This is a genomic window from Pararoseomonas sp. SCSIO 73927 (assembly GCF_037040815.1).
GTDB lineage: Bacteria > Pseudomonadota > Alphaproteobacteria > Acetobacterales > Acetobacteraceae > Roseomonas.
In genome coordinates, this window is the sequence record NZ_CP146232.1 from 3087734 (window position 1) to 3100089 (window position 12356).

The window sequence follows — 12356 nt, forward strand, 5'->3', positions numbered from 1 at the left end:
TTCTTCATAACGCGAATCCGAGGTTTCCCATGTCGCCTGCCCTCATCGTCTGGGCGCCCCGCGTGCTCTCCGTGCTGCGAATCGTCGCGGCGCTGATTTTCCTGCTGCACGGCACCCAGAAGCTCTTCGCCTTTCCAGGGCCGCCGGCCGGCGGTGCGCTACCGCCGGTGATGTCCCTCCTCTGGGTCGGCGCGATCCTCGAGCTCGTCGGCGGCCTCCTGCTGCTGATCGGCGCCTTCACCCGCCCGGTCGCCTTCATCCTCTCCGGCGAGATGGCCGTGGCCTACTGGATGTTCCACGCGCCCCGGAACCTCTACCCCACGCTGAACGGCGGTGACGCCTCCATCCTCTACTGCTTCGTCTTCCTCTACCTCGTCTTCGCGGGCCCCGGCCCCTGGAGCGTGGACGCGGCCCGCAACAAGGCCTGATCCGGCCGGCGGGGCGGCCCTCCTCCGCCCCGCCGTCCCGCGTCCACTGGTCATGGGCGGGTCCCCTGCGCTAACCGCCCGCCCATGGCCCCCCCTTCCAAGTCCCGGCGCCTCGACCCGGAGGCGAGCCGCGCCCTTATCCTCCGCCTCTGGCGGGAGGAGGTGCGGCACCATCCCCGCCGGATCCTCGTCGCCCTGCTCTGCACCGGTCTCGTCGCCGGCCTCACCGCCCTCTACCCCGTGGTGATCCAGCAGGCCTTCGACCTCTTCGCCGCGGGGGATGCGCGGATCGTCTGGGCGGTGCCGCCCGCCATCATCGCGCTCACCGTGGCCAAGGCGCTGGCGCAGTACGGCCAGGCCGTCTCCATCCAGTCCACCGTGCTGCGGGTGATCGAGGGGCTGCAGAACCGCCTCTTCCGTGCGCTGACCCACGCCGACTTCGCCGCCGTCTCGCGGGAAGCCCCCGCACGCCACGCCGCCCGCTTCACCGCCGATGCCGCCGCCATCCGGGAGGCGCTGACGAAGGCCATCAACGCGGTGGCGGACGTGCTGACGGTGGTGGGCCTCGTCGCCTCCATGGTCTGGCTGGACTGGAGGATGTCGCTGGTGGCGGCGCTGCTCTACCCCGTGGCCGTGGTGCCTATCCTGAAGCTCGGCAAGCGCATCCGCCGCGCCTCCGGCGGCATGCAGGAGCGGGTGGGGGAGGCCGCAGCGACCCTGACGGAGAGCTTCGCCGCCGCCCGCGTGGTCCGCACCTACCGGCTGGAAGCGGCGGAGGAGGCGCGGGCCGCGCGGCTCTTCGCCAATCTGCGCGCCAGCCTTCTCTCCATCGCCCGAACCCGCGCCAGCCTGGACCCGATGCTGGAGGCCATCGGCGGCGTGGCCGTGGCCGCCATCCTCGCCCTCGTCGGCTGGCGCGTCTCGCAGGGGGAGGGGACGGTGGGCGAGTTCACCGGCTTCGTCGCCGCCCTCCTCATCGCCTCCCGCCCCGTGCGCGCGCTGGGCAGCCTGAACGCGGCGCTGCAGGAGGGGCTGGCCGGTCTATCCCGCGTCAACGCCGTGATCGACGCGCCGCGCGGGATCGACGACCGCCCCGGCGCCCCCGCCCTGCCGCCGGGACAGGGCCGCGTGGCCTTCGAGGAGGTGCGCTTCGCCTATGAGGACGGGCGCGTGGCGCTGGACGGCGTGACCCTCGTGGCGGAGCCGGGCCGGACCGTCGCGCTCGTCGGCCCCTCCGGCGCCGGCAAGTCCACGGCGCTGGCCCTGGTGCCGCGCCTCTACGATCCCTCCTCCGGTCGCGTGACGATGGACGGCGCGGACCTGCGCGGCGTCTCGCTGGAGAGCCTGCGCGACGCCATCGCCTATGTCGGCCAGGACGCGGTGGTGTTCGACGACACGGCCTTTGCCAACATCGCCTGCGGCCGCCCCGGCGCTACGGCCGTGGAGGTGGAGGACGCCGCCCGCGCCGCCGCCGCCCACGACTTCATCACCGCCCTGCCGGAGGGCTACGACACGGTGCTCGGCCCCGGCGGCGCGCGTCTCTCGGGCGGGCAGCGCCAGCGCATCTCCCTCGCCCGCGCCCTGCTGCGGAACCCGCGCGTGCTGCTGCTGGACGAGGCGACGAGCGCGCTGGACACGGCGAGCGAGGCGGCGGTGCAGGCCGCCCTCGCCACGCTGCGCGCCGGCCGCACCACGCTGGTGGTGGCGCACCGCCTCTCCACCGTGCGGGATGCGGATCTGATCGTGGTGATGGAATCCGGCCGCGTCGCCGAATCCGGCACCCATGCGGAGCTTCTGGCCGCGGGCGGGCTCTATGCCGGCCTCGTCCGCGCCCAGGCCTTCGCGACCGCCTGAGAGGAGAGAGAATGTCGGGAACCGTCATCCGCCACGCCGCGCTGGAGCCGCGCTTCTGGCCCAATGGCAAGGGCCTCACGCGCACGGTCGCCACGGGCGGGGAGGGGGCGGAGGTCTCCGGCTGGCAGCTCGGCATCGCCGACCTCGGGGAGGCCGCCGACTTCTCCCACTTCCCCGGCTGCAACCGGATCTTCACCCTGCTCGGGGGGGAGGGCGCGACCCTCACGGTGGACGACGCCCGGCTGCCCTGCCTGCCCTTCGTGCCCGTAGCCTTCCCGGGGGACCGCCCGACCCATTATCGCCCCGAAGGCGGCGCGGCCCGGGCCTTCAACGTGGTGGCGGGCCGCAACTTCGAGGCCGCGGTCTCCGTGCTCGGCCTCCTCCCCGGCCATCCCGCGCGGGTGGCGGGGATGGCGGTGTTCTGCGCCCGCGGCGCCCTCACCGTCGGGCCGGACCGCCTCGGCGCCGGCGACACCGTCCTGCACCCCGGCCTCGCCAGCATCGAGGCGGCAGAGGCCGGGACGGTGGCGATCACCGTCGGGATCACCCGGCGACGGTAGGGGCGATGTTATGGGGAGCGACGCTAAGGAAGCGGCGCTGAGGGGCGCCTACTCCCGCCGGAGCACCCCGTCCACCAGCCGGTCTGCCCAGGGGCGGCTGCGGAAATCCGCGCGCAGCCCGGCCTCGTCGTACTCGTCCCGCACCCAGTCCAGGAAGGGGATCCGCCCTTCGGCGCGGCGGGCGTAGAGGCGGAAGAAGGCGTCCAGGATGCCGGTGCGGGAGGCGGAGACGTGGCCGTGCCGCCAGTGGAGCTGCCCCAGCGCCTCCGCACTCGTCCCACCCTCCAGCAGCAGGAAGATGCCGGCCACCAGCCCCGTGCGGTCCGCGCCGGACTTGCAGTGGAGGAGGGCGGGCTCCTCCATCGTCTTCAGGATCCCGGCGAGGCGCAGGATGCGGTCCCGGTGCGGGGCGCCGCGGCTCTCAAAGGGGGCGTCGATATGAGTCAGGCCCAGCCGGGCGGCCTCGGCGCGGGAGAGGGCGTCGGAGCCGCAATCCACCCGCTCCCCGCGAAGGTTGACCACGGTCCGCAGCCCGTAGCGCCGCGCCGCGTCCCGCAGCTGCCAGGGGGAGGGGTGGTTGGAGCGGTAGAGCCGCCCCGGCGCCACCACGCCCCAGTTGCGCCAGCCCTGCCGCAGGATCGCGTGGTCCACGAAGAGGCTGTTCATCACCGCGGCCCGGCGTCCGGCGGGGGTCGTCAGGTCTTGAGGCATGGGCCGGGAAATAGGGTGCGCGGGGGGGAAGGGGCAACGGCCCGGGGTGACGGGGCGTTACCCCGTCCTCGAAGGAAGAAGAGGAGGCCCGCCATGTCGAAGGCCCATCTGCCGCCCGTGCCGCCCGCCAACCAGGCGCCCCACGGGGGCAACAACCCCGGCGAGGGCGACGTGAACCCCAAGGATGCCCGGAACACCGCGGAGAACCGCGGCAAGTCCGACCCCGGCCAGCAGGGCCAGCAGGGCAACACCGGGATCAACACCCACCACCAGGGCTACCAGCAGGATCGTTGAACCATGGTCAAGGGAACCGAGAACAAGGAGAACGCCGGCGGCGGCCCCGGCAGCAGCCATCAGGGCGGCAGCCACGGCGAGGCGCACCGGGAGAAAGGCAAGACCGTGCCCGGCCCGGCGACCAACAGCGACAAGAGCCAAGTCTCCGGCGGCGGCGGTGAGCGGGACAGCCACCACACACATGATCCCGAGAAGAAGGGCGACCGCTCGGGCTACTGAGGCGTCCGTTTAGATCGGCGAAGGGAGCCGGAGCGGGAGGACCGCTCCGGCCCTTTTTAATCCAACCCTTATCAATCCGCGCGCGCGCCGGTGATGCGGACCGCCTCCTGCCACATCGGCCGCTCGCGCCTCCCGCGCTCCGACGCGCCTTCCGGCGTGGACCAGAGCAGCTTCGTCCCGGCCTGGAGCGAGCGCCGCTGCACCGCCGGGTCCTCCGCCACCGCCTTCAGCGCCGCGTTCATCCGGTCCACCGCCACCTTCGGCGTGCCGGCGGGCGCGACGAGGGCGGCCCAGGAGGTGACGACGAAGTCCGGCATCCCCGCCTCCGCCATGGTCGGCAGGTCGGGCAGGCTCGGCCAGCGCTCCGCGCTCGTCACCGCGAAGGCGCGCATCCGTCCCTCCTGGATGATCGGGACGTAGGAGGCGAGGTTGTCGATCGCGCAGGTCAGGTCGCCCGAGAGCATGGCCGGCGTGATCTGCGCCGCGCCGCGGAAGGGCACGTGCTCCGCGTTCAGCCCCAGGCGGCTGGTGAAGAGGCCGCCGCAGAGATGCGCGGTGGTGCCCACCCCCGGACTGCCGTAGCTGATGCCCTGCGGCCGCGCCCGGGCCCAGGCGATGAACTCCTGCAGCGTCCTCGCCGGGCAGTGCTGGCTGCTGACTATCACCACGTTCGGCAGCTCGTAGGTCAGGGCCACCGCGATGAAGTCCCGGTCGATCTCCCAGGGCATGCGGGAGTAGAGGAACTGGTTGATCGAGAACTGCCCGATCGTGGCCATGCCGAAGGTGTAGCCATCGGCCGGGGCCTTCGCGACCGCATCCATCCCGATGTTGCCGCCCGCGCCCGGCCGGTTCTCCACCAGGATGTTCTGGCCGAGGCGGCTCTGGAGCTGCTCCCCGTAGATCCGCGCCATCACGTCCGTGGAGCCGGCGGGCGGGAAGGGGACGATGAAGCGGATGGGGCGGTTGGGCCATTCACCCGGGGGCGCCCCGGTCTGCGCCAGGGCGGGGTGAAGGACAGGCAGGGCCAGCCCGGCCCCGAGAAGGGTGCGGCGCGCGATCATGAAGGCTCCCTCGGACGTCGTTCTTGCGCGGACTGTGCCAGCCCGTTACGGCCGCGTCCAAGTCCTATGAGGCCGGGGAGGGAGGGGATGCACTTCAAGCGGAGAAGGCCGAAGAACGGCCGTGCCGGCTGCCTCCTGTGCAAGCCGCACAAGGCCAATGGCTGCTGCCCGCGCGGGCGCGACATGACCTTCGGGAACCGCCGCCGCCATGAGGGCGGGCGGGCGCAGCTGCGCTGCGCCGGCCTGCCCGGCGGCCGCTAGTCTCAGGGCCAGCGCACCTCCGGCGGCATGGACATGAGGATCGCCTCCACGTTCCCGCCGGTCCGCAGGCCGAACAGCGTGCCGCGGTCGTGCAGCAGGTTGAACTCCACGTAGCGGCCGCGGCGGACCAGCTGGTGGTCCCGGTCCGCCTCCGTCCAGGGCTCGTGCATCCGGCGCCGGATGATGGCGGGGTAGGAGAGGAGAAAGGCCTCGCCCACGTCCCTGGTGAAGGCGAAGTGGTCGGGCAGGCGGGACTCGTCCGGGTCCTCCCGGCCGAGCCAGTCGTAGAAGATGCCGCCTAGCCCGCGCGGCTCCCCCCGGTGGGGCAGGAAGAAGTACTCGTCGCACCACCGCTTGAAGCGCGGGTAGTAGGCCGGGTCGTGCCCGTCGCAGGCGCCCCGGAAGGCGGCGTGGAAGCCCGCCGCATCCTCCTGGGCCTCCGCCGAATCCGGGAACATTGGCGTCAGGTCCCCGCCGCCGCCGAACCAGGCGCGGCTGGTGGCGATGAAGCGCGTGTTCATGTGCGCCGCCGGCACCTTGGGCGAGCGCATGTGGGCGACGAGGGAGACGCCGGTGGCGAGGAAGCGCGGATCCTCCTCCGCCCCCGGGATCTGGCGCCGGAACTCCGGGCTGAACTCTCCGTGGACGGTGGAGACGTTCACCCCGACCTTCTCGAAGACCCGGCCCTTCATCACGGACATGACGCCGCCGCCGCCGCCCTCCCTGTTCCAGGGCGTGCGGACGAAGCGGCCGGGGGGGAGGCCGCCATGGGGGCCGGTCGTGCCCTCGTCCTCGATCGCCTCGAAGGCGGCGCAGAGGCGGTCCCGCAGCCCCTCGAACCACGCGCGGGCAGGGGCGGCGAGGGGATGCGCCGCCGGGTCGGACGCACCGGCCGGCGCGGGTGGGCCAGAGGATGGCGCAGAGGGTGGTGCAGAGGGTTGTGTCATTCTGGCCATCGCGAGGTTGTGGCGGGGGGCGTGCCGTTGCCACCCTGCGTTTCGCACCGTTATATGGCGCCATCGTCGACTTGGCATGGCGCGGCCCGCGCATGCCCGGCTCGCGCCCCGATCCCGGCCCTAGACCTGGCCGTGCGGGGGAGGAAGCAACCGCCCGCCCCGCGCTCGGGACGGGAACGGAGAACAGGACGAGCGATCGAATGGCCGATGTGCTGGCTTCCCCGCCGAAGACGAGCCCCTCCGAACCCGGGCCCCGCCATGCCGATCCCGCGGGCACGGTGCATGAAGGGGAAGGGCCGGTTCGCCGTGACTTCCTGAAGCTCGCCGCCGGTTCCTTCGCGGCGGTGGGCGTGGGCGTGATCGCCTGGCCCTTCGTCCACTCCATGAACCCCAGCGCCGACGTGCTCGCCCTCTCCTCCACGGATGTGGAGCTGGGGCCGATCGCCGAGGGGCAGGCGATCACCGTGATGTGGCGGGGCAAGCCGGTCTTCGTGCGCCACCGCACCGCGAAGGAGATCGAGGAGGCGCGCGCGGTCAATGTCGGCGAGCTGCGCGACCCCGCGCCCGATTCGGCGCGGGTGAAGCCCGGCAAGGACCAGTGGCTGGTGGTGATCGGCGTCTGCACCCATCTCGGCTGCGTGCCGCTGGGGCAGAAGTCCACGGACCCGAAGGGCGACTTCGACGGCTGGTTCTGCCCCTGCCACGGCAGCCACTACGATTCCGCAGGGCGCATCCGCCGCGGCCCCGCGCCGCTGAACCTGGCCCTGCCCACCTATTCCTTCACCTCCGACACCCGCGTGCGGATCGGCTGAGGAGAGACACCATGGCCGAGGGCCTTCACGACTCCGACGTCTCGAACCCCGTCCTGCGCTGGGTCGACCAGCGCCTGCCCATCATCTCGATGGTGCAGCGGGAATACGGCACTTTCCCCACGCCCCGGAACTTCAACTACTTCTGGAACTTCGGCGCGCTGGCGATGATCAACCTGGTGATCATGATCGCCACGGGCGTGATCCTGTCCATGCAGTACGTGGCGAACACCGGGCTCGCCTTCGATTCCGTCGAGCGCATCATGCGCGACGTGAACTACGGCTGGCTGCTGCGCTACGTGCACTCCAACGGCGCCTCGATGTTCTTCATCGTGGTCTATATCCACATCTGGCGCGCCCTGAACTACGGCTCCTACAAGACGCCGCGCGAGCTGCTGTTCATGCTCGGCGTCATCATCTTCATTCTGATGATGGCCACCGCCTTCCTCGGCTACGTGCTGCCCTGGGGCCAGATGTCCTTCTGGGGCGCCACCGTCATCACCAACCTCTTCTCGGCGCTACCGGTCGTCGGGCAGCACATCGTCACCTGGCTCTGGGGCGGCTTCTCGGTGGACAACCCCACCCTCAACCGCTTCTTCTCGCTGCACTTCCTGCTGCCCTTCGTGATCACGGGCGTGGTGTTCCTGCACATCGCGGCGCTGCACATCACCGGCTCCAACAACCCTCTGGGCATCGAGCCGAAGGGGCCGAAGGACACGATCCCCTTCCACCCCTACTACACGATCAAGGACAGCGTCGGGATCATCGTCTACCTGATGGTCTTCGCCATCCTCGTCTTCTTCATGCCGAACTTCCTGGGGCACCCCGACAACTACATCCCGGCCAACCCGCTGGTGACACCCGCGCACATCGTGCCGGAATGGTACTTCCTGCCCTTCTACGCGATCCTGCGCGCGGTCCCGAACAAGCTCGGCGGCGTGGCGATGATGGGCGGCGCGCTCGTGATCCTCTTCGTCCTGCCCTGGCTGGACTCCTCGCCCGTGCGCTCCATGCGGTTCCGGCCGATCGCCCGCTGGTTCTTCCTGCTCTGGACCGTGAACTTCTTCGTCCTGGGCTGGGTGGGCGGCAAGCCGGCGGAGCAGCCCTACATCCTCATCGCCCAGATCTGCTCGGCCTACTACTTCGCCTACTTCCTGGTGATCCTGCCGCTGCTGGCGAAGTTCGAGAAGCCGCTGCCCCTGCCCGAGAGCATCGCCGCTTCGGTCCTGAAACACCGCGGCGGGGGTCCACTGCCCGCCGGCGCCACCGCCAAGCCGATGGAGAAGGCGTGATGCGCCGGTTCGCGACGACCCTGAAGGTGGCGGCCCTGGCCGCCACCCTCGCCCTGGCGCCCGCCCTCTCCTCCACGGGCGCCCGGGCCGCCGAGGGGCACGAGACGATCGTGCTGCCGAACACGGACTTCTCCTTCGACGGCATCTTCGGCACCTTCGACCGCGCCTCCGCCCAGCGGGGCTTCCAGGTCTACAAGGAGGTCTGCTCGGCCTGCCACTCCATGCGGCACCTCTCCTACCGCCACCTGCGGGGGATCGGGCTGTCCGAGGCGCAGGTCGCGGCGCTCGCCTCCCAGTTCCAGGTGCAGGACGGGCCGAACGACAACGGCGAGATGTTCGAGCGGCCCGCGCGCCCCTCGGACCACTTCCGCCGGCCCTTTCCGAACGATGCCGCGGCGCGCGCCGCGAACAACGGCGCCCTGCCGCCCGACCTCTCCGTGATGGTGAAGGCGCGCGAGGGCGGGGCGGACTACATGCACGCCCTGCTCATCGGCTACGAGGAGCCGCCGCCCGGCGTCACCGTCGCCCAGGGGATGCACTACAACAAGTACTTCCCCGGCCATCAGATCGCGATGCCCGCCCCGCTGAACAGCGAGGGCCAGGTCACCTACGCCGACAACACGCGGGCGACCGTCGAGCAGATGTCGATCGACGTGAGCACCTTCCTCGCCTGGGCCGCCGAGCCGGAGCTGGAGCAGCGCCGGTCCATGGGCGTGCGGATGCTCATCTACCTGGCGATCCTCGGCGGGCTGGTCTTCCTGGTGAAGAAGAAGATCTGGGCGCGGCTGCACCAGACCGAGCCGGCGCCCTGAACGGGCCCACCACGCAGCGTGTGCCCCGGACCCCGGTGGCATGACAGCAAAGGCCCTGCCCGGGTGACCGGGCAGGGCCTTCGTCCTTTCTGGGCCCATATCCGGGCTCAGGTCTGAGCCCGGGCTCTCCTGATCCGGGCCCCCTGGCCCGGGCGGTCAGGCGGCGGGGGCGGGCGCCTCCAGCACGGCCTGGACACGGGCGGGGATGCTGGCTGCCAGCTCCTCCAGCCGGTCCCAGGCCACGGGGCGGGAGAGCAGGAAACCCTGCGCCCGCTCTACCCCGAAGCGCGCCAGCACGTGCAGCTGGGCCGCGTCCTCTACCCCCTCCGCCACGGCCGGGACGGAGAAGGCGTGCGCCATCCCCGCCACCGCCTCGATCAGCGCGGTGCCCTGGGCGTCGCGCGCGCAGTCCGTCACCAGGGACCGGTCGATCTTGATGGCGTCGAAGGGGTAGCCGCGCAGCCGGGCGAGCGTCCCGTGCCCGCCGCCGAAGTCGTCCAGCACCACGCGCACGCCGAGCTTCGCCAGCCCCTGCATGTTTGCCATCGCCGCGCTCGCCTCCCCGGCCAGGGAGCCCTCGGTCATCTCGATCACCAGCCGGTCGCCGCCGATGCCGTGCTTGCGCAGCGCGCCCGCCACCTGGGCGTCGAAGCCAGGCATGCCGAAGGTGCTGGCGGAGGCGTTGACGGCGATGGTGAAGGGCGGGTGGCCGAGCGCGATCAGGCGGCAGGCCTCATCCACCACCCATCGGTCCAGTGCGCCGGAGTAACCCATCCCCTCGATCACCGGCAGCACGTCGCTCGGACGAAGGGAGAGACCGGTGTCCGTGCGCCAGCGCAGCAGCGCCTCCACGGAACTCACCACCCCCGTCTTCAGCTCCACGATCGGCTGGAAGACGAGGTGGAAGGGCACCGTGCCACCTGGCGCGAAGGCCTCGCGCAGCCGCGTCTCCAGCGCCGCGCGGCCCACCGTCTCCCCGCTCGTGCTGGTACCGGCGGAGCGTGTGACACCGCGCCCGGCCCGCTTGGCAGCGTAGAGCGCGGCGTCCGCCCGTTCCAGCAGCGAGGGAACGTCGCCCGCGTGCCAGGGGATGCCGGCGAAGCCGATCGAGGCGCGCAGCGGCACGGGGGAGCCGTTGAGCATGAAGGTGTCCGCCAGCGCCGCGTGGATGCGGCCGGCCAGCCCCATCCCCGCCTCCGGCTTGTCCACCCCGCGCACGAGCACGACGAACTCGTCCCCGCCGAGCCGCACCACGGTGTCCATGGAGCGCACCGTGGCGCTCAGCCGCCGCGCCACCTCCACCAGCGCGCGGTCGCCGCCCGCGTGGCCGTAGGTGTCGTTGATCGGCTTGAAGCCGTCCAGGTCGATCATGAGGATGCCGAAGTCCCGCGGCTCCGTTTCCGCGAGCATCTCCTCCATGCCCTTGCGGTTGCACACCCCAGTCAGCGCGTCGGTGCGGGCGGCGCGGTGCACCTCCCGGATGGCGTGCCGCAGCGTCAGCGCCGCGGAGACGCCGCGCGCCAGATCCTGCAGCCGCGCCACCATGGAAGGGGTGAGCTCCCGCGGCTTGCGGTCCATGACGCAGAGCGTGCCCACGGGCGTCCCGCGCCCGCCGCGCAACGGGGCGCCCGCGTAGAAGCGCAGGTTGGGGTCGCTCAGGACCAGGGGATTCGTGCCGAAGCGCGGGTCCTCCTTCAGGTCCGGCACCACCATCACCTGCTCGGGGTTTTCGATGGCGTAGGCGCAGAAGGCGTCGTCCTTGGGGGTCGATCCGGCGTGCAGCCCCTGGATGGCCTTGAAGAACTGCTCGTGCTCGCCGACGAGGGAGACGCCCGAGATCGGCACGCCGACGAGGTCGCTCGCCACCCGGACGAAGGCGCCCATCAACTCCTCCGTCACCTTGTCGAAGGATGCTATATCGGCCACGTCCAGCAGCCGCTCGGCCTCGTTCCCGGACCAGGCTTCCGGCATCTTGCCCCCCAATCCCATATTCACGCGATTCGAACGCCATTGGACAACCTGGGGTTGCTGAAAGCAACCCGAGGTTGCTCCTCCTTTCCCGCCCCTGGTGCCGCCCCGGCCTCTCGGCTAGAGCGGGGCCGCCGAGGCCACCCCCCTCCCGCATGCCCCGGCAGCGAACGGAGCCCGCGATGCCCGACCAGATCACCCCTGTCATCGGCCTCATCGGCGGCTCCGGCCTCTACGACATCGACGGGCTGCAGGACCGCGAGTGGCGCCGGGTGGAGAGCCCCTGGGGCGAGCCCTCCGACGAGCTTCTCTTCGGGGTGCTGGACGGGGTGCGCTGCGTGTTCCTGCCGCGCCACGGCCGCGGCCACCGCATCCCGCCGAGCGAGCTGAACTACCGCGCCAACATCGACGTGCTGAAGCGCGCGGGCTGCACGGAGGTGCTCTCCCTCTCCGCCGTGGGCAGCCTCAACGGCGACCTGCCCCCCGGCACCTTCGTGATCGTGGACCAGTTCATCGACCGCACCTTCGCCCGGAAGAAGAGCTTCTTCGAGACGGGCTGCGTGGCGCACGTCTCCATGGCGCACCCTCTCTGCCCGCGGCTGGGCGACGCGCTGGAGGGCGCGGCGCGGGAGATCGACCTGAAGTACAAGCGCGGCGGCACCTACCTCGTGATGGAGGGGCCGCAATTCTCCACCAAGGCGGAGAGCGAGCTGTACCGCGCCTGGGGCTGCGACGTGATCGGCATGACGAACATGCCGGAGGCCAAGCTCGCCCGCGAGGCGGAGCTCTGCTACGCGACCGTCGCCATGGTCACGGATTTCGACTGCTGGCACCCCGACCACGACGCCGTGACGGTGGACGCGGTGGTGAAGGTGATGACGGAGAACGCCAGCCGCGCGAAGGCGCTGGTGCGCCGGGTCGTGCCGATGCTCGGCGCCCCGCGCGGCGCCTGCCCCTACGGCTGCGACCGCGCGCTGGAGAGCGCCATCGTCACCCCGGCCGCGAACCGGGATCCGGCGCTGATGGCGAAGCTGGACGCGGTGGCCGGCCGGGTGCTGCGGGCGGCTTGAGGCCGCCTCAGCCCTGGCGCGCCACGGCCGCGATGCCATCTCCTGCGTTAAGGATGGAACG

Annotated in this window: 14 protein-coding genes; 10 read left to right on the forward strand and 4 right to left on the reverse strand. The window is 71.6% G+C overall.

Going from position 1 to position 12356, the window contains the following annotated elements; genetic code table 11:
• The first annotated feature begins 29 nt into the window (after positions 1 to 29).
• From VQH23_RS14355 to VQH23_RS14365, 3 genes are all read left to right on the forward strand, one after another.
• The gene (locus VQH23_RS14355) at positions 30 to 428 is read left to right on the forward strand and encodes a DoxX family protein (RefSeq protein ID WP_338661420.1); all 399 of its coding nucleotides are present in this window, start codon (positions 30 to 32) and stop codon (positions 426 to 428) included.
• A gap of 84 nt (positions 429 to 512) precedes the next feature.
• Entirely contained in the window at positions 513 to 2282 is a 1770-nt protein-coding gene (locus tag VQH23_RS14360; protein ID WP_338661421.1) for an ABC transporter ATP-binding protein, read from the forward strand.
• 11 nt (positions 2283 to 2293) lie between these two features.
• The gene (locus VQH23_RS14365; protein ID WP_338661422.1) at positions 2294 to 2842 is read left to right on the forward strand and encodes a HutD family protein; all 549 of its coding nucleotides are present in this window, start codon (positions 2294 to 2296) and stop codon (positions 2840 to 2842) included.
• A 48-nt stretch (positions 2843 to 2890) separates the two neighbouring features.
• On the opposite strand, the gene VQH23_RS14370 is transcribed toward VQH23_RS14365, so the two are convergent.
• Complete coding sequence (locus VQH23_RS14370) at positions 2891 to 3553, reverse strand: tyrosine-protein phosphatase (RefSeq protein WP_338661423.1); 663 nt, start codon at positions 3551 to 3553, stop codon at positions 2891 to 2893.
• A gap of 93 nt (positions 3554 to 3646) precedes the next feature.
• Between VQH23_RS14370 and VQH23_RS14375 the strand changes: the two genes are divergently transcribed.
• Both VQH23_RS14375 and VQH23_RS14380 read left to right on the forward strand, forming a co-directional pair.
• Positions 3647 to 3847 (forward strand): hypothetical protein, encoded by a 201-nt coding sequence (locus tag VQH23_RS14375; RefSeq protein WP_338661424.1) that lies wholly within the window; start codon positions 3647 to 3649, stop codon positions 3845 to 3847.
• Between the two features lie 3 nt (positions 3848 to 3850).
• On the forward strand, positions 3851 to 4066 hold the full coding sequence (locus tag VQH23_RS14380; protein WP_338661425.1) for a hypothetical protein: 216 nt from the start codon (positions 3851 to 3853) through the stop codon (positions 4064 to 4066).
• A gap of 71 nt (positions 4067 to 4137) precedes the next feature.
• Here VQH23_RS14380 and VQH23_RS14385 read toward each other — a convergent pair whose 3' ends face one another.
• Positions 4138 to 5127, reverse strand: a complete 990-nt coding sequence (locus VQH23_RS14385) for a tripartite tricarboxylate transporter substrate binding protein (RefSeq protein ID WP_338661426.1) — start codon at positions 5125 to 5127, stop codon at positions 4138 to 4140.
• Between the two features lie 87 nt (positions 5128 to 5214).
• Between VQH23_RS14385 and VQH23_RS14390 the strand changes: the two genes are divergently transcribed.
• Complete coding sequence (locus tag VQH23_RS14390) at positions 5215 to 5388, forward strand: hypothetical protein (protein ID WP_338661427.1); 174 nt, start codon at positions 5215 to 5217, stop codon at positions 5386 to 5388.
• A 2-nt stretch (positions 5389 to 5390) separates the two neighbouring features.
• Here the strand turns inward: VQH23_RS14390 and hemF are convergent, their stop codons facing one another.
• The gene (gene hemF, locus VQH23_RS14395; RefSeq protein ID WP_338661428.1) at positions 5391 to 6335 is read right to left on the reverse strand and encodes an oxygen-dependent coproporphyrinogen oxidase; all 945 of its coding nucleotides are present in this window, start codon (positions 6333 to 6335) and stop codon (positions 5391 to 5393) included.
• 209 nt (positions 6336 to 6544) lie between these two features.
• Between hemF and petA the strand changes: the two genes are divergently transcribed.
• Genes petA through VQH23_RS14410 form a run of 3 tightly spaced genes read left to right on the forward strand, consistent with a single transcriptional unit; the run spans position 6545 to position 9257 of the window.
• Positions 6545 to 7156 (forward strand): ubiquinol-cytochrome c reductase iron-sulfur subunit, encoded by a 612-nt coding sequence (petA, locus tag VQH23_RS14400; protein ID WP_338661429.1) that lies wholly within the window; start codon positions 6545 to 6547, stop codon positions 7154 to 7156.
• Between the two features lie 11 nt (positions 7157 to 7167).
• Positions 7168 to 8445 (forward strand): cytochrome b/b6, encoded by a 1278-nt coding sequence (locus tag VQH23_RS14405; protein ID WP_338661430.1) that lies wholly within the window; start codon positions 7168 to 7170, stop codon positions 8443 to 8445.
• Positions 8445 to 9257: a cytochrome c1 gene (locus VQH23_RS14410; RefSeq protein WP_338661431.1), complete on the forward strand. Its 813-nt coding sequence runs from the start codon at positions 8445 to 8447 to the stop codon at positions 9255 to 9257. The genes VQH23_RS14405 and VQH23_RS14410 overlap by 1 nt, the downstream gene beginning before the upstream one ends.
• Before the next feature lie 156 nt (positions 9258 to 9413).
• On the opposite strand, the gene VQH23_RS14415 is transcribed toward VQH23_RS14410, so the two are convergent.
• A complete protein-coding gene (locus tag VQH23_RS14415; protein WP_338661432.1) occupies positions 9414 to 11228 on the reverse strand; it encodes a GGDEF domain-containing protein in 1815 nt (604 codons plus the stop codon).
• Between the two features lie 179 nt (positions 11229 to 11407).
• On the opposite strand from VQH23_RS14415, the gene VQH23_RS14420 reads away from it, so the two are divergent.
• Positions 11408 to 12295 (forward strand): S-methyl-5'-thioadenosine phosphorylase, encoded by an 888-nt coding sequence (locus VQH23_RS14420; RefSeq protein WP_338661433.1) that lies wholly within the window; start codon positions 11408 to 11410, stop codon positions 12293 to 12295.
• The last annotated feature ends 61 nt before the right edge of the window (positions 12296 to 12356 follow it).